At 50.2% G+C, this 19,921-nt stretch carries 22 protein-coding genes; 15 read left to right on the forward strand and 7 right to left on the reverse strand.

Features of this window, described 5'->3' with window-relative positions; all coding sequences use genetic code 11:
• Window positions 1-7 precede the first annotated feature (7 nt).
• Window positions 8-745: a DUF4956 domain-containing protein gene (locus NST84_RS11840; RefSeq protein WP_342565763.1), complete on the reverse strand. Its 738-nt coding sequence runs from the start codon at window positions 743-745 to the stop codon at window positions 8-10.
• 2 nt (window positions 746-747) lie between these two features.
• Window positions 748-1,461: a polyphosphate polymerase domain-containing protein gene (locus NST84_RS11845; protein WP_342565764.1), complete on the reverse strand. Its 714-nt coding sequence runs from the start codon at window positions 1,459-1,461 to the stop codon at window positions 748-750.
• 227 nt (window positions 1,462-1,688) lie between these two features.
• On the opposite strand from NST84_RS11845, the gene NST84_RS11850 reads away from it, so the two are divergent.
• On the forward strand, window positions 1,689-2,936 hold the full coding sequence (locus tag NST84_RS11850) for a metallophosphoesterase family protein (protein ID WP_342565765.1): 1,248 nt from the start codon (window positions 1,689-1,691) through the stop codon (window positions 2,934-2,936).
• A gap of 95 nt (window positions 2,937-3,031) precedes the next feature.
• Here NST84_RS11850 and NST84_RS11855 read toward each other — a convergent pair whose 3' ends face one another.
• Window positions 3,032-3,436 (reverse strand): hypothetical protein, encoded by a 405-nt coding sequence (locus NST84_RS11855; RefSeq protein ID WP_342565766.1) that lies wholly within the window; start codon window positions 3,434-3,436, stop codon window positions 3,032-3,034.
• Window positions 3,437-4,451: 1,015 nt separating this feature from the next.
• Here NST84_RS11855 and NST84_RS11860 point away from each other — a divergent pair.
• Window positions 4,452-5,075 (forward strand): hypothetical protein, encoded by a 624-nt coding sequence (locus NST84_RS11860; RefSeq protein ID WP_342565767.1) that lies wholly within the window; start codon window positions 4,452-4,454, stop codon window positions 5,073-5,075.
• A gap of 48 nt (window positions 5,076-5,123) precedes the next feature.
• Here the strand turns inward: NST84_RS11860 and NST84_RS11865 are convergent, their stop codons facing one another.
• On the reverse strand, window positions 5,124-5,864 hold the full coding sequence (locus tag NST84_RS11865; protein ID WP_342565768.1) for an SDR family NAD(P)-dependent oxidoreductase: 741 nt from the start codon (window positions 5,862-5,864) through the stop codon (window positions 5,124-5,126).
• A gap of 125 nt (window positions 5,865-5,989) precedes the next feature.
• On the opposite strand from NST84_RS11865, the gene NST84_RS11870 reads away from it, so the two are divergent.
• Window positions 5,990-6,841: a LysR family transcriptional regulator gene (locus NST84_RS11870; RefSeq protein ID WP_342565769.1), complete on the forward strand. Its 852-nt coding sequence runs from the start codon at window positions 5,990-5,992 to the stop codon at window positions 6,839-6,841.
• 37 nt (window positions 6,842-6,878) lie between these two features.
• On the opposite strand, the gene NST84_RS11875 is transcribed toward NST84_RS11870, so the two are convergent.
• Window positions 6,879-7,496: a nitroreductase family protein gene (locus tag NST84_RS11875; protein WP_342565770.1), complete on the reverse strand. Its 618-nt coding sequence runs from the start codon at window positions 7,494-7,496 to the stop codon at window positions 6,879-6,881.
• Between the two features lie 323 nt (window positions 7,497-7,819).
• Here NST84_RS11875 and NST84_RS11880 point away from each other — a divergent pair, with 323 nt between their 5' ends.
• From NST84_RS11880 to NST84_RS11935, 12 genes are all read left to right on the forward strand, one after another.
• Window positions 7,820-8,263 carry a DUF1641 domain-containing protein gene (locus NST84_RS11880; protein WP_342565771.1) on the forward strand — a complete coding sequence of 148 codons (444 nt, stop codon included), beginning with the start codon at window positions 7,820-7,822 and terminating at the stop codon, window positions 8,261-8,263.
• Between the two features lie 45 nt (window positions 8,264-8,308).
• Entirely contained in the window at window positions 8,309-9,487 is a 1,179-nt protein-coding gene (locus NST84_RS11885; protein WP_342565772.1) for an NAD(P)/FAD-dependent oxidoreductase, read from the forward strand.
• A 232-nt stretch (window positions 9,488-9,719) separates the two neighbouring features.
• Entirely contained in the window at window positions 9,720-10,352 is a 633-nt protein-coding gene (locus tag NST84_RS11890; RefSeq protein WP_342565773.1) for an SGNH/GDSL hydrolase family protein, read from the forward strand.
• Between the two features lie 269 nt (window positions 10,353-10,621).
• Entirely contained in the window at window positions 10,622-11,368 is a 747-nt protein-coding gene (gene map / locus NST84_RS11895) for a type I methionyl aminopeptidase (protein ID WP_342565774.1), read from the forward strand.
• 121 nt (window positions 11,369-11,489) lie between these two features.
• Entirely contained in the window at window positions 11,490-12,074 is a 585-nt protein-coding gene (locus NST84_RS11900) for a DJ-1/PfpI family protein (RefSeq protein ID WP_342565775.1), read from the forward strand.
• 26 nt (window positions 12,075-12,100) lie between these two features.
• On the forward strand, window positions 12,101-12,889 hold the full coding sequence (locus NST84_RS11905) for a hypothetical protein (protein WP_342565776.1): 789 nt from the start codon (window positions 12,101-12,103) through the stop codon (window positions 12,887-12,889).
• Window positions 12,890-12,948: 59 nt separating this feature from the next.
• Window positions 12,949-13,371: an Rrf2 family transcriptional regulator gene (locus tag NST84_RS11910; RefSeq protein ID WP_342565777.1), complete on the forward strand. Its 423-nt coding sequence runs from the start codon at window positions 12,949-12,951 to the stop codon at window positions 13,369-13,371.
• A 449-nt stretch (window positions 13,372-13,820) separates the two neighbouring features.
• The gene (locus tag NST84_RS11915) at window positions 13,821-14,207 is read left to right on the forward strand and encodes a hypothetical protein (RefSeq protein ID WP_342565778.1); all 387 of its coding nucleotides are present in this window, start codon (window positions 13,821-13,823) and stop codon (window positions 14,205-14,207) included.
• A gap of 181 nt (window positions 14,208-14,388) precedes the next feature.
• The gene (locus tag NST84_RS11920) at window positions 14,389-15,261 is read left to right on the forward strand and encodes a VOC family protein (RefSeq protein WP_342565779.1); all 873 of its coding nucleotides are present in this window, start codon (window positions 14,389-14,391) and stop codon (window positions 15,259-15,261) included.
• A gap of 35 nt (window positions 15,262-15,296) precedes the next feature.
• Window positions 15,297-15,932, forward strand: coding sequence for an NAD(P)-dependent oxidoreductase (locus NST84_RS11925; RefSeq protein ID WP_342565780.1), 636 nt, complete (start codon window positions 15,297-15,299; stop codon window positions 15,930-15,932).
• Window positions 15,933-16,046: 114 nt separating this feature from the next.
• Window positions 16,047-18,071: a Na+/H+ antiporter gene (locus NST84_RS11930; RefSeq protein WP_342565781.1), complete on the forward strand. Its 2,025-nt coding sequence runs from the start codon at window positions 16,047-16,049 to the stop codon at window positions 18,069-18,071.
• Window positions 18,072-18,073: 2 nt separating this feature from the next.
• On the forward strand, window positions 18,074-18,598 hold the full coding sequence (locus NST84_RS11935; RefSeq protein ID WP_342565782.1) for an N-acetyltransferase family protein: 525 nt from the start codon (window positions 18,074-18,076) through the stop codon (window positions 18,596-18,598).
• A 94-nt stretch (window positions 18,599-18,692) separates the two neighbouring features.
• Here the strand turns inward: NST84_RS11935 and NST84_RS11940 are convergent, their stop codons facing one another.
• Window positions 18,693-19,115: a threonine/serine exporter family protein gene (locus tag NST84_RS11940; RefSeq protein ID WP_342565783.1), complete on the reverse strand. Its 423-nt coding sequence runs from the start codon at window positions 19,113-19,115 to the stop codon at window positions 18,693-18,695.
• A 30-nt stretch (window positions 19,116-19,145) separates the two neighbouring features.
• Window positions 19,146-19,913: a threonine/serine exporter family protein gene (locus NST84_RS11945; protein WP_342565784.1), complete on the reverse strand. Its 768-nt coding sequence runs from the start codon at window positions 19,911-19,913 to the stop codon at window positions 19,146-19,148.
• Between the last annotated feature and the right edge of the window lie 8 nt (window positions 19,914-19,921).

Below are 19,921 nucleotides of genomic sequence, written 5' to 3' on the forward strand. Positions count from 1 at the left end.
CCTTTCCTCAGGATACGTAGTCGCCGCTGTAACTGATCAGCAGGGCATTTTTGACACCGGTAATATCAGAGACAGTGTTGACGAAGCCGCCTTCCTTGTCGTCCAGCCGAAGCTCCAGCGTCAGCTCAATATTGCCTTTAGTAACGGTTTTTTGCTTCACGTTGTAGCGCTTCACGGATTTGTTCAGATGGCTGTGCACCTCGCGTTCGCTGTCATCACCTTCGCAGTTAATAACCAGCAGGTACGGAGTTTCCACGGATGAGCGTTTAATGAACAGGAACAGAATGAGGCCGATAATGACCGAGCCGACAATAGCCAGCGTGAAAAAGCCCGCCCCGGTCACAATCCCCGCCACCGCAGCCCAGAACAGGAAGATCAGGTCCGTCGGATCTTTGATCGGCGTTCTGAACCGGACAATGGACAGGGCGCCGACCATACCAAGTGACAGCACCAGGTTCGAGTTAATCGCAATAATGACGGTAGCGGTGATCATGGTCATGCCCATGAGCGAAACGTTGAAGCTTTTGGAATAGAGCACTCCGCTGAACACCCGCTTATAAAGCAGGTAAATAAAGAAGCCGATCAGAAAAGCAACTCCGAGAGTGATCAGGATTTTGGAGATGCTGATGTCTGATACAAAATTGTCCACTACCGAATTTTTGATCATATCCGAAAAGGTTGTTGCTGTGTCGTTGGCTTGCGCCGCCGTTGTTCCCGCAGCAGCCAGAGTAGATACAAAGCTCATTTTTAATAATCCTCCCAAGTGTTGGTCTTCAAAAATTTACGGCAAATCACATACTTCGAAGCCGACTGCCGGTTCAAACCTTCCAGCTGCAGCGCGATCCGGATGTACTCTGGAATGTACTCGTCGAATTTGACCTCGAAAATAATAAAGTTCTCATCCAGCGCCCGGACAGGCCGCAGCTCCTGATCAAAAATATCCGTAGCATGCAGCCCGGTCCGCAGCTCCTTGTCAAACGTAATCCGCACATTGCCGTTATGGCAGACATAGGGCTCGCGCACATAATCGACGATTACCTTCGGCCGCAGCAGGTTGTGGCGCATCTCGTTGTACAGCTCCATGAACAGGGGACTGCCTGGAACATTCAGCACCTCGTAGTTGCCGGCCATAATCTGGTCGTACATTTCACGGGTGAGCGGCTCTTTGATTTTGGCGATGTAATCGTCCATTTTGATTTTTTTCTCGAAGTGGATTACATTATCCTGAACATTGTAGATGCGGATCCGGTATTTGGCGCGTTCCCTCAGGCCCCCCAGCTTTTCAGCCAGGGCTGTATTATGCATATCGTCAAAATATAGGCTCCGGATATGATACTCCCCGCCTTCACCGGCATTCTGGTCGACATCCATCAGGCTGTGCAGGCGCTGGCGCAGGATCAGATATTGGTGGTAGTTAATAAAAAATTTCAGCTCATGCCGGAATTGCAGCTGTTTACTCATTTTCACACCTCGTTTCTCTCTCGAAGGTAACCTTCATTCACTGAACTTATCGTATGGGACAGACCTTATGATTGTCTTAAATTTGGCTGAGCGCCAGCTGAAAGTTTTTACACTGCGTTAACAAAAATCGTGATCTTTAGGCATAATTAAGGGGCGGAAGTTGACTTTTTGGATTAATGGAGGCTATCTTTGTAAACAAAGTAAAGTAGCTTTCAGGAGGGACCTGTGTGAAGGATTTGAAAATCGTACTCATCATCGGGATTATTTTTATAGTGTTAATAGTGGCTGCAGTAGCGCTCGAAAAAATGAAGGCCGAGCGGGCAGAGGCCGCGTTGTCACCGGGAACCCCGTATAATCTGGTCACTACCTTTAAGGGGGATACGGGAACGAGCCGCGCTTTTACCTGGTATACGGAGGATTCTGCTGCTGCAGGAGTGCTGGAGGTTGTAAAAGGAGGCAGTGCCTCTTTTGACGGTGCTTCAGTAATCAAGGTGCAGGCGGAAGATACAACAATCAAGACGGATAAAGGGAAAAGAGGCGTGCATAAAGCAGAGGTCAGCGGGCTTGAGCCGGGTACCGGGTACACCTACAGAGCGGGTTCAGGAGAGGAGGGGGAGTGGAGTGCTGCGGCCAGCTTTACGACTGCGGAAGCGGACACTGACGAGGTAACCTTTATTAATGTGACTGATTCGCAAGGGATAACGGCGGCGGATTTTGCGGTGTGGGGGCGGACGCTGAACAAGGCATTTACGACCTTTCCGGCGGCAGCATTTATTGTGCATAACGGGGATTTTACGGAGGAAGCGGAAGATTCCGCGGCGTGGGACAGCTTTTTTAGCAATGTGGACAATCTGGTCTCCGGCATTCCCCTGATGCCAGTCACCGGTAATCACGATGAGGCAGATGAGCAGGCGGCCGAATTTACCTCCCACTTCAACGTCCCGGATAATGGGGCCAAAGGCTCGATTGCCGGAACGTCATATTCTTTTGATTATGGGCCGGTGCATGTTACCGTACTGAACACGGAGAGCAATCTGAAAAAGCAGACCGAATGGCTGAAAAAGGACCTTGCGGGCACGGACAAAGCCTGGAAAATCGTTGCTATTCACCGGCCGGCGTATGGCGGAAATACTTATAAGAAGCTGGACGACTGGGTAGAGCTTTTTGATAAATACGGGGTTGATCTGGTGCTGCAGGGGCATAACCATGAGTATTCGCGGTCTTATCCGCTGCTGGACGGTAAGATTGTCACGGAGAAGCAAAAGACGGCCGGGGCAAGAGGGACTGTTTATGTAGTGACGAATGCTTCCGGCAACAAGTTTAATGAGAAAAAAGAGGACCAGTTCTACCATGCCGTACATTTCCAGAACAACAAGGCGATGTTCGCAGGCATTACCATCAGCGGCACAGTGCTGACCTATGAGGCCTATGATGTGGACGGCAATAAGCTGGATACCTTTACGCTGACCCATTAGACGGCAAAAAGCTGCTGACCCATTAAACGGGTTGAGCAGCTTTTTTTGTTTGGCACACCCAGCAGCATGGTTCAATTATTAGGTGACGTTACCGTTCAGCGCGTAGAAAAGCTCTTGAGTTTAAAGGTTTTTACAATCTGCGGAACCTCGTCATTCACCATGCGTTTCAACAGGGCGATCTCCCGGCCGAACTTCTTGTAATCATAGTCGTCACCGGCTTTGCTCAGGAACTCCTCAGGCAGCTCTCCCGGCACCGTGTAGGCGAAGATTCTTCCGCCCCGGGCTGCCAGAAGCTGGATTGGAGATTCGTCATATCCCTCGTCATGCCACTGCTGTAGCGTCATTTTGTAGACGAGAACACTTAGGACATCATCATATACTTTACCCTTGTACTTGAAGCGGAAAAACACCCCATACTCAGCATCCTCCAGCCGCCTGCTGCGTTCGACAGTCGTATAGCGCCTCCACGAGACGGGCAGCTTTAGTGCGAAGCCGTACAAGGGATCACGGTAAATGTAGTTTGCTGTGCGTTTGGTGCTGCTGGCCGGGCGTTTTGGGATTTTTCCGGCGTGAGGTGTTCCAGCCCGGCGCTTCAGAATTTTTTTGGAACGCAGGGTGGTGCGTGTTGGATGTTTAGGACGTTTTGCTGTTCGAGAGGTGCTGCGAGTAGGGGACTTGGGCTTTTTTGCAGAGTTTACTGTGCTGCTGGCTGATTGTTTCAGGCGCTTTCGCGTTTGCAAAGGGCTATTTGCTAGGAGCTTTGGTTCAGCGTTTGAAGAAGTTTGCGTTTCTATTAAGCCTTTATTTCTCCATATCCTGCCATTCAAAATAATCACATCCCCGCACATTGTTATCTCGGTATCAGATATAGGCATAATAACCAGGATATTCATGCAGGTGGTGATCTGATTGGACGGAGGCCCTTTTATACTAAAATAAACAAGTAAACCCCTATCATTGATTTGCATCAACAATAGAGGTTTACGTTGCTGGCACTATACCCATGTTATGCTCAGACTCCTTATCCTACTCTTTGAACTCAGCCGGGTAGAAATCGTCCGAGGCGGCAGTAAATTTGCCTATCCTGTGCGGTAAATCTTCTCTAATTCATCCTCTGCCACGAGTGGACTGCTGCTTTCCATTCGAGCTTTAAGAAGCTCACACCATTTCGTTCGGGGATGGATTGAAAGCTTTAGCGCCAGAATCAAAGATATAGTCTCAAGCTCAGGGATTACAGCTGCTCAGGATTGCTGCGGATAAAATGCTGCGCCCGTCAGACGTTCCTTCTAGCGGTGTAAGGTTCCTTGAGTTGATGTCTTAAGTATACCTGCGTGTGCCCATACTGTAAAAAGCGCTAATCCTTAAAAATGGTACAATTTATCAATTCATCCTCTTGTAAGCGCTATTATTCTGCCGTGTTCTTCGTTTTTCATTATTCGCAGCTTGTACCTTGGGTAATACCTAGTGGGATCTATCCTGTATAATGTAGCAATAGTCAGAAGGGGGAGCATCATAATGAAGCTGTTTCAGATGAAGACATCACCGCAGGGCGTGGAGCGGATTGCAGAGTTTTTGGAGAATAACTATGTTTGTATCGGCTATCCCGGCACCGGGAATCTGGAAGAGGCCAGTCCGGAGGAGATGCTGGTCAGGCTGCTGAAGAGCGGAGCTTATCAGGGCCAGGAGCTTGAAGTGGCAGTTGCCGGTCTTAATCTGTTCGTGCATGAGATGCAGGACGGGGATTATGTACTGGTTGCTGACGGGGAGTGGGTGCATCTGGGAGACCTGGGTGATTACTTCTATGACGATACGTACGATAAAATGGAGGACGGACGCTGCCACCGCCGGGGCGTAACCTGGTTGAAAAGCATTCCGCAAAGCGAGCTGAATCCCGCAGCTGCAGAACTGCTGGCTGATGAGAGCATCATTTCCCGTTACCGCGGAACATTGCCGGCGGGAAGAATGGAGCTGTGGATTGAAGGAACCGGCCAGGCGAATGCTGCAGTTGACGGAAAGCCTGCCAGGGTAGATGAGGTAACCGTGGCCAAAGCGATTTCTGTCCTTAAAGAAGCTCTGCATAGTGAAGATACGGAACGGCGTGAACGGGCAGCTATTGCCATTCTGCAATACGCAAAGTAGAGCACTCACGCAAATATACGCTTTTTGCAGATCGTACCTCTAAAACGATCATAACGTCTGCCCATTATCAACAACAAACACCTGGCCCGTAATAGAATCCTGCGTCAGTTGAAAAAGAACCGCTGCGGCTATATCTTCTGGCGCAGAGATTCTCTGGAGCGGCAGGTTTCCGGCAAGCTGATGCATTCGTTCTTCGTTGCCTGACCACCATCTGGTATCGACTGCACCTGGAGCGATGCTGTTTACCCGGATGTGAGGGGCCAGCGCGATGGCCAGCGATTTGGTCATCGTGTGGATGGCGGATTTGGTAGCCGTATAGGGTACAGATGAGCCTATCCCGGTGATTCCTGCCACACTGCCCATATTCACAATTGCGCCGGATTTTTGCTTTTTCATATAGGGGACGACCGCTTTTACACAGTGGAACATCCCCTTTACATTAACATTAAAAAGCCTATCCCATACCTCGTCCGTCACATCATCCAGGTTATCCATAGCGATCTGCGCTGTAATACTGGCGTTGTTTACCAGTCCGTCAATTGTCCCGTAAGTCGCTGCTGTATAAGCTGCCATATCATGTACTTCTTGTGCTACAGCTACATCTGCTTTATAGGCAAAGCCGCTGCCACCTGCATTTAAAATCTCCTGTACAACTTCATTTGCCTCTTCCTCAGACCGGCTGTAATTTACTACGACTTTTGCCCCTTTAACAGCCAGCATTAACGCAGTCGCTCTTCCCACACCTGTTCCGCCACCGGTGACCAGTATCACTTTATCTTTTAATTCCATTTGTCATCATCTCCGCTTTAGCTTTATTTGGCTCCATTATACTTTTACGCGGAGCTAAGGTATAATTCGGAAAAATGAACCGGGTATCAGTTTGAGTGATATCAGCGGGAGGTGTTGTTATTTTTATGGAAAGTAAGGATCTGAGAATCTTTAAACAGGTCGCCGAGCAGCAGTCGATCTCAAAAGCGGCCGAAAAATTAGGTTATGTCCAGTCGAATATCAGCCAGCGAATCAAGGGCTTGGAGCATGAACTGGGTGTTCCGTTAATTATCCGTAATAATCGGGGGGTTACCTTGACAGAAGAGGGCAGCGAATTACTTGAGTACACCCATCAGATTTTACAGTTACTGGATGAAGCCAGGGCGTCAATAAATCCGGAAAAATGGAAAAAATCTCTGGCAATCGGCGCCCCTCAGACTATTTCTGCTGTCCGCATACCACAGTTACTGACCTTATTTTTGCAGGATAACAGTATAGATATCAAGCTGAAAACGAATAGTGCAGAGCGGCTGCAAGAGATGCTTGCTTATGGTGAGGTGGATGGGATCTTTGTGAATGGTGCTTACAATAACGCACTTTTTCAGCCTGTGTATACTTATGATGAAGGGGTTGTAGTCATTTCACCTAAACGTAATCCGCAGCAGGGGATATGTAGCCAGACTTTAGTCATGAATAGTGATCGGAGTTGTGTTTACAGAAGGAAAATGCTCGATTTATTTATAAAAAATAATCCGCAAAACTGTGCGGTCATGGAATTCGATTCCCTTGAAGCCATCCTGCAGGCCGTTAATGACGGACTGGGGATCAGCGTCATTCCGGCAGATATCGCCTATAGCCGAAAGGAGCTGCAGAACGTTCAGTACGAGGAGCTTGCAGATCACATAAGAGTTAGCTTTTTGATTAAACAGAGCGGCAGACCCTCTCAGCCGTTAAAGAGTTTCATTCATTTTCTAAATGAAAAAGCCTTCCGCGGATAATGACGGAGGGCTTTTTGTGCTTTTTACAAAAGATTTATCAGATGAATTCCACGAATTCATGAACAGGCTTGCGGTAACCGCGCGGTCTGATTTTATGCTTGTTGTCTTTGCCGATGGTAATCATCAGGGCGGGGACAAGATTGTCCGGCACATTGAGTGTCGCATTGACAGCTTCCGGAACAAATCCGATCATCGGGCATGTATCCCAGCCTTTATCCTTAGCGATCAGCATGAACTGCATAGCAGACAAGGAGGCATTGCGGATGGCTTCGTCGCGCTGGAACTGTTCGTTACCTGCATAAGCGTCATTGATAGACTGAATCATGTTGTCGTACTCTTCCTGGCTCATGGCACCGAGCAGCTTGAGGCCATTGTAAATCTCGGGTGCCTGCAGGTAGGCGTTTTTATCCCCGTATACAAGAATAACAGCGGAAGCCGTATGTACTTTGTATTGATCGTAAGCATCCTTGCGGAGCTGCTCCTTAACAGCGGGATCGGTTATTACTTTATAATGTGTGTGCTGCAGATTGCTGTTGGAAGGAGCTAAGCGGGTAAGGGAGAACATTTCCTCCAGCTCCTGCCGGGAAATAGTGACACCTTCAACAAAATTCATGGCGGATCTGCGGGCTTGAATCAAATCTGAAAAAGTACTCATTGTTATGCCTCCGTTAGCTTATGTATTGGTTAATAAAAATCAATAACTTTTCTTTTATAATAAACTTACATTTAGTTACTTGCTTAATAAGATAGCATGGGATTAGTCGGTCGTCAATGATTTTAGGTATGAAATTATGAATATTTTATAAAAAAGAAGAAAATTCGAGAAAAAGACAATAAAGAAGTGATTATTATCACAAAATAGGGCTAAACGACTAAAAACATTGTGACATATTTAACAAGAACGGTGGTATAATAGGCACACTGACTTTGTGAGTTAGATTAGAAAAGTAGTCATGCTAATGTGAAGGAGAGACTAAAATGTCAGAAACGATTACTCAAACAGCATCTGAGCAGGAACAAGCGGCAGCTGCAGCAAAGAACCCGAAGGAGGATCTGCTCGAACAGCTGCTGAAACCGGAAGTTCAGGAATCACTGACACTGCTGGTGGAGGAACTGCCTAAGCTTACCCAACTGGTCGGAGTATTAACGAAATCCTTTGATTTTGTACAGGCGGTTGCAACGGACGATGTACTGAAAAATGATACTGTAGGCGCTATTAAGGAAATTGCCGAGCCGGTTGTAGAGTCGGTCAAACATATGGCAGCCAACGTCATTGAAGCAAAAGACCGGGCTGAAGCAAGCACAGAAAACATCAGCCTGTTCGGTATGATGAAAATGATTAAAGACCCGCAGGTGCAGAAGATGCTTCGTTTCATGAACGCTTATCTTCAAGTCAGCGGCGAACGCAATCCGCAGAAATAGCCTGAGTATATTATTAATAACACACGTATGGACGGAGGAAATAAGATGTCAAAACATATCGTTATTCTAGGTGCAGGATACGGCGGCTTGCTGAGCGCGCTGACTGTACGTAAATATATGAGCAAAGCAGATGCTAAAATTACCGTAGTTAATCAATATCCGACTCACCAGATCATTACTGAGCTTCACCGCCTGGCTGCCGGCAGCATTTCGGAGAAGGCGATTGCCATGCCGCTCGCGAAGCTGTTTAACGGTAAGGATATTGATCTGAAAATTGCCAAGGTAAAATCGTTCTCCGTTGACAGCAAGCAGATCAGCCTGTCCGACGGCTCCACCCTTTCCTACGATGCGCTTGTTGTCGGACTTGGCAGCACAACTGCATACTTCGGAATTCCGGGCCTTGAGCAATACAGCATGGTGCTGAAATCGGCTGAGGATGCCAAGAACATTCATGCCCACATTGAAGGTAAAATTGCTGAGTTTGCGAAAAGCAAAAATCCTGCAGATGCAACCATTCTGATTGGCGGCGGCGGTCTGACCGGCGTTGAGCTGGTTGGTGAAATTGCCGATGTACTGCCTAAGCTGACCAGACAGTACGGGGTTGACCCGAAGGAAATCAAGCTGCTGCTCGTTGAAGCCGGTCCTAAGATTCTGCCTGTTCTGCCGGATCATCTGATTGAGCGCGCGACAAAAAGTCTTGAAGCACGCGGTGTACAGTTCCTGACAGGACTCCCTGTAACCAATGTTGAAGGTAACACTATTGACCTTAAAGACGGACAAAAGATTGTTGCCAACACCTTCGTCTGGACTGGCGGGGTACAAGGGAATCCGTTGGTTGGCGAATCCGGGCTTGAGGTTAACAGAGGACGGGCGACCGTCAATGACTTCCTGCAGTCCACTTCGCACAAAGATGTTTTCGTGGCTGGAGACAGCGCTGTTTACTTCGCGGCTGACGGCCGTCCATATCCGCCGACTGCCCAGATTGCCTGGCAGATGGGTGAGCTGATCGGTTACAACCTGTATGCAGCCTTGAACAACAAGGCAATGGAAACCTTCAGCCCGATCAACTCCGGAACACTGGCCAGCCTTGGCCGTAAGGACGGGGTGGCAATTATCGGCGGAAGCTCCACTCCGCTTAAAGGCCTTCCTGCAACGATGATGAAGGAAGCCAGCAATATCCGTTATCTGACGCATATTAAAGGCCTGTTCAGCCTCGCTTATTAATATCGTACCGCGCTTGATCCCGTAAGGGGGATTGGCGTGCAAACAGCCCTTCCGCTCTTCCTGGATATTCAGCCTGCATAAGGCACAGGAGGACGGGAGGGCTTTTGGTTTGTTTTTTTATGTTGCACCCTTTTTCCGGAAGAGAGAATTATCCGTTGCTGTATTATTCTTTTTCCTTTGCTATAATAGCTTTGTTTCTATCAATCTAATGCCGTATGGGAGGACTTGAGGTATGGGATTTAAAGATAATGATGTGATCGTATTTATTGGCGACAGCATTACAGACTGCGGACGGAATTACAGTGATGCTGCATCACTGGGGAGCGGTTATGCCCTGATGACAGCTGCCCGGCTTGGACTGCAGTATCCGGAGAAGAAGCTTACGGTATACAACCGCGGGATCAACGGTAACCGGGTAACAGACCTGCAGCAGCGCTGGGACAAAGACTGTCTGGAGCTGAAGCCGGACTGGGTATCCATCTATATCGGAGTTAATGATACCTGGCGCTGGTATGATTCCGGCTTTGAGACAACGGCCGGGGAATTTGAATCCGCTTACCGTGATCTGCTTGAACGGACCCGGGCGGCAACAGATGCCAGGCTGGTGCTGGTTGAGCCTTTCGTCCTCCCTGTGCCGGAAGACCGCAAGGGCTGGCGTATTGATCTGGACCCGAAAATTCATGTGGTGCGCTCGCTGGCACGGGAATACGGTGCGGTGCTTGTGCCGCTTGACGGCCTGTTTGCGGCTGCGTCAGTAAAGGCAGAGCCGGCATACTGGGCGGGGGACGGCGTTCATCCTTCTCCTGCCGGACATGCATTAATTGCCGAGGCCTGGCTTAAAGCGGTTGGAGCGAGTGACTCATAAAGTAAGGGAGCATAAGACTGATCCGTGAGGTTACCGCTGCGGGGCGGTCTTTTTTTTTTGGCTGGCAGACTGGCGTTTTTACGGTGATCATTTTATTCTCCTGCCGGAGACTGTTATAATGGAAGGATACATATGGACTTGGAGGTGGAGCCTGTGAGGCGGCTGCACACTTTTCCGTTTAGCGAACAATATAATGAAGAATTAGAGTTTACGGATGGCGCTGTATTTCAAAAAGTTAAATAAAGCTATTCAACAAAGGAAGTGGACAGATGACAAGCGATAATGAACAGGATTTACAGGGCTTGAAGGCGGCAGGAAAAGTAGTCGGATATACGATTGCCGAGATGAAAAGACAAGTAGTTCCCGGGATGACAACGGCTGAGCTTGACGGGATTGGTGCTAAGCTGCTTGAGCGCTTTGGCGCAAAGTCGGCCCCTAAGGTAACGTATAATTTTCCGGGGTTTACCTGTATCAGTGTTAATGATGAAGTGGCCCACGGCATTCCCGGCCCGCGGGTTATCCAGCCGGGAGATCTGATTAACATTGATGTGTCGGCTGAACTGAACGGATATTTTGCGGATGCGGGAGTCTCCTTCCAGCTCCCTCCCTATAACGAGAAGCTGATTCACCTGTGCCGAAGTACTGAAGAGACTATGATGAGTGTAATTAATCATCTGCGGACCGGTATGAAGGTTAATGAGATCGGCCGGATAATGGAGCTGGAGGCGGGAAAACGCGGTTATAAAGTAATCCGCAACCTGTGCAGTCACGGTATCGGCAAATCGCTGCATGAGAAGCCGTTTGAAATCCTCCCGTTTTATAATCCGCGTGTAACAACAGTGCTGAAGGAAGGCCAGGTCATTACTGTAGAGCCTTTCCTGAGCACCGGGGATGATTTTGCGGAACAGCAAAGTGACGGATGGACCTTGAGTGTCACGGGGGGCAGCCGGGTTGCCCAGTTTGAGCATACGATTATCGTAACCAAAGGTAAGCCGATTATTTTGACAAGCGCATAAGAAGCTGCAGGCTGCAAAATAGCATGGCGGCATACAGATATGTAATTAGGGCTGTACTGGTAGTCAGGTTGAAGGCTGGCCGGGGCAGCCCTTGCTGTTTTATAGAAACGGGGGGTTCAGTATGAAAATGGCCTTTATTCTGTTTGACGGAGTGACGTTTCTGGATTTCGCGGGCTTCTATGATGTTATCTACCGGCTGGGGCAGTTTGAGGCGGGACAGGGACTGAAGTGGGATATCTGCGGGGTGCGCGGGGAAATTACTGATGAACTGGGTTTGACGGTCAAAATAGGCCGTGTGAAGCCGGACTTATCGGATTATGATCTGGTTTTTGTGCCGGGCGGCCTGGGGACCAGAAAACTCCGCTATGACGAGGATTTTATAGAATGGCTCCAGGGTGCAGCAAGTGTTCCTTACAAAATATCCGTATGTACCGGCTCACTGCTGCTTGGTGCTGCCGGTTTCCTGGCTGGCCGCAGTGCAACTACACATCCGTCTGCTTATGAGCTGCTGTCGCCCTATTGTACCAATGTCGTGAAAACGCGGATCGTCCAGGATGGCAATATCATTACTGGCGGTGGTGTATCCGCATCTGTTGATCTCGGGCTGTATGTGCTGTCACTGCTGGCCGGAGAAGAGGCGATGCTGTCGGTGAAGCAGCAGATTGACTATCCTTATGTAACACAGGGAATTGTGCAGAGGCAGTGATAATACTGTGATAGGGGAGATCAGATATGCGAAGTAAACAAGAGGACACCGCATCATTACAGGAGTGGGCGCAGAACCGGGAGAGCTGGCCGCTGCTGGCTGATTATTTGCAGCTCCGCAGCGGCCTGCCCGGACCACGTGCCAATCTGGAGCTGGCTGCCCGGTTCGCACAGTGTTATGCAAGTCCGGAGGTATCGGACACGGCATGGGCTTTGATTACAATATGGGCAGAGGATTCCGGTGAATATTTGCCGTTTTGTGCCGTCCAGGCCTGTGCAGCCCAATATAGCTTTGCAGACAGCCTGCGGCGCAGTACGATTAAGGGGATACTCAGAACGGCAATGAATGACGCAAGGTGGCGGGTCCGTGAGGCGGCTGCAATCGGACTGCAGTATATTGGCGAAGATGATTTCGGACTGCTGAAGGAGCTGCTGGACAGCTGGAGGCCGGAGGCAACTATGCTTGAAAAGCGTGCTTTTCTGGCTGGACTGGCTCACCCGCCACTGCTCAAATCCCGTAGTCAGGCGCAATACTGCCTGGATGTATCTGCAGAAATAATGGACGGAATCCTGCGGGCCCTGCCGGCGGGTTACGATCCTGATCAATTCCGGGTACTGTCAAAGGGGTTGGAATACAGTCTCAGCCTTTTCGCAGCTGCTGAACCGGAAGCTGGCTTTGCCCTGCTCGGCAGACTCGCCGCAAGCGGAGATGAGCGAATAATCCGAATCGTAAAGAGCAACCTGGCCAAAGCCAGGCTGTACAAAAAGTATCCTGTACAGGTGGGAGAACTGCTGGCGGGATTGACAACCGTTTAAAATGTAACTATTATAGTTGCATCTATTGCTTTGCCGAAGGCCTTAAAGGAGAGATACCCATGAACATCAGCACCCGTTTTGCGGTCGCTATTCATATTTTAACACTGATTGACAGCAACAAAGAGGGCAAGAGCACGTCGGAGTGGATTGCCGGCAGTGTAAATACGAATCCGGTTGTGATCCGCCGGCTTACCGGAATGCTAAATAAAGCCGGATTGGTCGAGGTCCGTCCAGGTGTGGCCGGAGCCAAGCTTACGCGCAGTGCCTCAGAAATCAACCTGCTGGAAATCTATAAGGCTGTAAATGCCGTGGGGGATGACAGCTTGTTCTCCGTACATGACCACCCGAATCCGGAGTGTCCGGTCGGCAAAAATATTGCAGGTGCAATAGTGCCTGTCTTTTCTATGGCTCAAAAAGCAATGGAAAAAGTACTGCAGGAGGTTACGCTTGACCAGATTGTGGAGCAGATTCCGGCCGGCTGAGAGAGGCCGGGTCAAGGCTAAGGTCTTTAATATGGTTCCCTCTAAAAGTAATTGTAGCTAAATCGTGACAAATTATCAGTTTTAAGTTAACTTTCAGCAGGATTTTATCTGATTTTAAGGTTTGAGCGGTATAGTTGAGGTCTCCACCCCCCAGTGGATGCATTATTGTAGATCCTGTCGTGCCTCGACAGGGTCTATTTGTTTGCAGAGGAGGTTCATTCCGTTTTTCATCAAACCTTTACCTGCGGTTCATATGTTTTTAAGCTTTGGGCGTTATAGTAGTCACATGACCCCCTTATAATAGAACTTGACCCTGCCGGACGCCGGCGGGGTCCTTTTTTTGTCCGGAAGGCCTCGGGGTATACATATTATTCCAAAACATATACACTGGCACAAGAGAAGCGAAAAACTACCGGCTAAACAACAAGGCTGGAGGAGGAAGAGCACAGATGAAAAATAATGTTATTGCTATTCTTGGTGCAAGTCTGATATTGGGTTTTTCTTTTATCATAGGATGCCTGATTATCAGTAATGGAGATAAGACCGGACAAGCTGTAGCGGATCAAGCCCGGATAGCGCAGCAGGAGGCAGAAAGTAAAGAATTATTATCGCTCCAGGAAACGGCACAGCTGCTGAATCTGCAGGAAGACCAGGTGCTTAATATCATTAAGGCGGAGAATGCCATTCTGAGCAATAATGGAGTATTTGCCGGACAACGGCTGCCCTTTTTTAAGGTGGATGCAAATTTTATGTTCAGCAGAACGGAAGTACTGAAGTGGATCTGGGCAGTGTCGTCTGCGAACCGGATCTATCAGGGAGAGAAAATCATCCAATAGCTGTTTGCGAAAGTAATTGACAAACTTTTGGACTGCAACTATACTAAAGTTAGTTAAAGTGTAACGGTAACAGTTACAAGTTCATCCCGGCTTTATAGATGCATGCATAGACAGGCAGAGGTTAACACTAAGCTGCAAAATGCCGGTGAAACGGCAGCAGCCATTTCAGGAGGGGTTCACAATGACGGCAACAGCAGTTTTACATGAAGATACTCAGATTGGGCTGGTGCAGATTAGAGTAAGCAATCTGGAGCGTTCACTCGCTTTTTATCAGAATGTAATCGGATTTCAGGTACTCCGCCAAAACGGGCGGGAAGCAGAATTGACAGCGGACGGCAAGCAGGTGCTGCTGGTGCTGCGGGAGATTGAACAGCCGCAGTTGTTAAGCCGCAAGCAAGCGGGATTGTACCACTTCGCCATTCTGCTGCCGGACCGCCCGAGTCTGGGGCTGGTGCTGCGCAATCTGATCGCCTCGGACATCGAAATCGGACAGGGCGACCATCTGGTAAGTGAAGCACTCTATATTCAGGATCCGGACGATAACGGAATTGAGCTGTACCGGGACCGTCCGCGTGATACATGGAAGCGTGACGCTGCCGGAGACTACATTATGACCACTGATCCGGTAGATGGTGAAGGATTGCTGGCAGCTTCTGAAGGTTTGGTGTGGAGCGGATTGCCCGCAGGTACTGTAATCGGGCATGTTCATTTTCATGTGGGCAGTCTTGCGGAAGCAGAGAAGTTTTATGTGAATGCGCTTGGCTTTGAGCCGACCACGCGTTACGGCAATTCGGCACTGTTCATTTCGGCTGGCGGATATCATCACCATCTGGGGCTGAATATCTGGGCTGGCCAAGGTGCACCGGCTACTCCGGCTAGCGCTCCGGGAATTGATTATTTCACTTTACAGCTGCCGGATGCACAGGAGATTGCTATAGTAGCACAGCGGGTTCGCGAGGCCGGATATCCGGTAACGGAAACGGCAGACGGTGTGATTTTAACAGACCCTTGGAATATCGGAATTCATGTAATCGTGCATCCGCACAGCAATTAATTACCACCAACCCTAACTTATCAGGAGGAACTATTATGAAAATTGCAGTCATCGGAGCAGCAGGTAAGGCCGGAAGTGAAATTGTAAAAGAAGCGCTGGACAGAGGACATAAAGTAACCGCCATTGTGCGCAGCGCCGCGAAAGTAACGGACAGCAGAGCAGCTGTACTGGAAAAGGATGTTTTTGACCTGTCGGCCGGCGACCTGAAAGCATTTGATGCTGTTGTAAATGCCTTTGGCGCACCGTTCGGCCAGGAGCATCTGCATGTGGATGCCGGAAATGCGCTAATTAACGCGCTTAAGGATGCACCGGAAACACGGCTGATTGTTGTCGGCGGTGCGGGCAGCCTGTATGTTGATGAAGCCAAGACAACCAAAGTTGTAGAAACTCCCGGCTTCCCTGACTTTGTTAAGCCGACCGCACTGAACCAGGGCAAGAATCTGGAGATTCTGCAGGGCACGGAAGGCCTGAAATGGACCTTTGTCAGCCCGTCTGCGAACTTTGCCGTCGGAGCAAGAACAGGCTCGTACGTTAAGGGCAAGGATCATCTGCTGGTCAACTCCAAAGGCGAAAGCTATGTCAGCTATGCAGATTATGCAATTGCCATCGTGGATGAGCTTGAGCAGCCGCAGCATATCGGCGAACGGTTCACGGTTGTTTCCGAATCCTGATCCGAAGATTACGAAGGAATAAATAGATTAAAGGAGGCATAGCCGGATGGTGCGGCTGTGCCTCCTTTTGGGCTATAATAATATAAAATATATCGGGATTGGAGCTGAGGCCGCTTGGAGACTTTTCTTGCCGTGCTTTTACTGTTGGGTCTGATTGCGGCATCCAACGTTGTGAACAGGTTCTTTCCGTTTGTGCCGATTCCCCTGATTCAGATCGGGCTGGGGGTTATCGCCGCACTGGTTCCGACAGGGATACATATGCATTTTGAGCCCGAGCTTTTCTTTGTGCTGTTTATTGCACCGCTGCTGTATAATGACGGCAGGCGTACGCCGCGCGGCGAGCTGTGGAATCTGCGGGCGCCGATTCTGCTGCTGGCACTGGGTCTGGTCTTTGTCACCGTTGTCGTGGCAGGCTACGCCATTAACTGGATGATTCCGTCGATTCCGCTGGCGGCTGCCTTTGCACTGGCGGCGATTCTTTCCCCGACCGATGCGGTCGCAGTCAGCTCGCTGGCCGGCAGAGTGCATCTGCCGGGCAGCATCCACCGGATTCTTGAGGGTGAATCGCTGATGAATGACGCCTCCGGCCTGGTTGCCTTTAAATTTGCGATTGCCGCTGCGGTTACCGGTGTCTTCTCGCTGCCGAAAGCAACATTAAGCTTTGTGCTGATTGCAGCCGGTGGTCTGCTGCTGGGAGCGGTGCTGTCTTTTCTGCTCATCCGTCTAAGCGTATTCCTGCGCCGGTTCGGCATGGAGGATGTTACCATGCATGTTCTGCTGCAGATTCTTACGCCTTTTATCATCTATCTGATCAGCGAGGAGATTGGAGTATCCGGTATCCTCGCTGTGGTTGCAGGCGGTGTAGTGTATGCGATTGAGAAGGACCGGGCTGCTTCACCGCAGTATAAGCTTCAGCTCGTATCGGCCAGCACCTGGTCTGTGCTGTTGTTTGTCCTGAACGGTCTGGTCTTTTTGATTCTTGGTGTGTCGGTTCCGGATGTCCTGGAGGTAATTTACCGGGATGAATCGCTTAATAATTTCAGGGTCTTCGGCTATGTGCTGGTCATTACGGCACTGCTGATCGTACTGCGTTTTGTCTGGGTCTATCTCTACTCCAAGATCGAAAGCCTGAGGTTCAGGGAGAAGCGGACACCGCTTAAATCTCTGGTAATCACCTCCATTTCCGGGGTGCGCGGAGCTGTTACACTGGCCGGGGCCTTCTCTATACCGCTGGCACTGGGCGATGGAACCCCGTTTCCCGAACGTGACCTTATTATTGCACTGGCGGCTGGTGTGATTCTGATGTCCCTGGTAATCGCCAGCATCCTGCTTCCGCTCCTCACTGGCAAAGAAGAAGAAACGGTGCTCGAGGTATCGGGCGGAGGCAATACCGAACTGGCGGCGCGCTCGGTAGTTATTGATGCCGGAATGAGTATGCTGCGCAGTCTGGTCACGGAGACGGGGGAGCGTACCAATCAGCCTGCCCTGCTGGAATTCACGGATAAGATTGACCGCATCTGTGCGCTTAAGACTGACAACGATCCGGCTGCGGAAAAAATGCGCCGCCTGGGCGTTGAAGCCCGGCTCAGCGGAATTGAGGCAGAGCGGACAGAGCTGCGGCGGATGACAGAGAAAGGCACGATACCGGCTCCAGTTGCAGTGAAAATGGAGGAGATGCTGGATCATTCAGAGTCAATATTGTGCCAGCGGTTTGATACGCATGTGAAGTTCTCCTTAACTGAACTTCAGCGGCTGTTTTCCGGATTATTTACCGGACGGCTGGGCAGTGAGGAAGGGCGGCAGGCGATTCAGAATGCTGAGGAGGCCCGCAAAGCCAAGATCGCCATGTGCCAGGCGGCTGTCAATGCGGTCAGCAGCGGGATCAATGCCGAGAACCGTGAAGCGGCGCAGCGGGTTATTCATAAATATGAACAAATCGAATCACGGCTGGAACAAGGCGAGGGCTGGAGCAAAGACGGGGTTGTTGACGATCAGAAGCTGGAGCTGAAGCTGAAGGCAATTCAGGAGCAGCGCGATACGGTGCAGCAGATGTATCAGAACGGGGCGATCAATCTTAAAATTGCCGGCAGATTGCGCCGGTTCGTAGATCAGTTAGAAACATCCATTTGGGAGGATTAGCTGTGGGAGAGAGAGAAAACGCTTCAGGTGGTCTGGCATTTGCGGAGATCACAGAGGAGCATCTGGCCGGCGTGCTGGATATATATAATTATTATGTGCTAAATACAACCGTTTCGTTTCATACAGAACCCCAGACGCAGGCAGAGATGCGGCAGTCGGTGTTAAGCGGAGATCCGCGCTATAAATCATATGCCATCCTGCAGGATGGCAGCCTGGCCGGTTATGTGCTGATCACCAGACATAAGAATAAGCAGGCCTATGATACCTCCGGTGAAATCAGCATCTATCTGCAGCCAGGCAGGGGGGGACAGGGCATAGGCGGTCAGGCGCTGGCTTTTATTGAGCAAACAGCGGCTGAACTCCGGTTTCACGTACTTGTTGCTACAATCTGCGCCGATAATGAGCCTAGCCGCCGTCTGTTTACAAGACACGGGTATGAGCAGAGCGCCTTGTTCAGGGAAATCGGCTATAAATTCGGTAGATGGCTGGATATCGCCAGTTATCAGAAGATCATCGGTTCAGTATAAAAGCAAAGTCCGCCTGCGGCTCGGGGTACTTCCCGGCCGCAGGCGGACTTTATTGTGCTAATACTTAATAACTTGTGCAGGAATTGAGCACCTGCTATACTTTCCTCCGGCGGAACATCTGGCCCAGTACCTCGCTGAGCACCAGACCGGTGGCAATAGCCCCTGAGAGCAGTAGTGCCTGTACGCCGATTTGGATCGCCTGGTTGTTGTCATTCTCCACGAATTTGCGCATGGCGTCATACGCCATTCCTCCCGGGACAAGCGGAATAATCCCGCCAACGCTGAAGATGATAACCGGCATTTTGTAGGTGCGGGCAAAAAACTGGCTGATTACCCCGACAACGACCGTAGCCAGAAAGGTGGCCACCACCGTATCGAGCTGCTTGTCCAGCTCCAGATACAGTACCCAGCCAATCATTCCGGCGAACCCGCACTGCAGCAGCGCCCGTCTAGGTGCATTGAACAGGATGCAGAAGGAGGCAGCCGCGAAAAAGCTGGTAACAAATTGCAGAATCATGAACGATAGACCTCTTTCACCCCGAAAATTTTAGAAAAGCGACAGCACAAGACCGATGCCTGTACCTATGGCGAACGCCGTCAGAAAGGCATCTGCTCCTTTTGATAATCCGGACACAAGATGGCCGGCCATCAGATCGCGGACTGCATTTGTAATCAGCAGCCCTGGCACGAGCGGCATTACCGAGCCGATGATGATCTTGTCCATTTCCTGGCCGATGCCGGCTTTGACTGACAGGAAGGCCAGCAGGCCGATCAGGAACGAGGCGGAGAACTCGGCGAAGAACCGGACCTGAACGAGCCGGTGCAGATAGGTTGCTGCAGCAAAGCCCAATGCTGACACCAGCAGAGCCGGAAGCGCATCCCACAGGCTGCCCTTGAACATGACAGTGAAGCATGATCCGGTCACGGCAGCCGCGGCAATCTGCATCCAGTCTGGGTAAGCATGGGCCGCGTCATCTACGACTCCCAGGCGCTCGCGGGCTTCGGCTGCGGTAAGCTGGCGCTCACTGAGCCGGCGGGAAATATCGTTAACCTCCGATACTTTCTTCAGATCAGTTGTCCGTTCCGCAATCCGGAACAGCTTCACCGGCTCGGTCCGGTTTGTCGTAAACATAATTACTGTCGGAGTTACATAGCTATGAGCTCCGGGAAAACCAAGTGCTGCTGCCATCCGTGTCATTGTATCCTCTACACGGTAGGTTTCCGCCCCGCTTTGCAGCATGATTTTACCGGCCAAGAGGCACAGGTCGACGATGTCATGCACGGAAGTATTGCTGTTGCTGCTCGAACTGTCCAACTTCGTTA

Source organism: Paenibacillus sp. FSL R7-0345, assembly GCF_038595055.1.
Taxonomy (GTDB): domain Bacteria; phylum Bacillota; class Bacilli; order Paenibacillales; family Paenibacillaceae; genus Paenibacillus_AQ.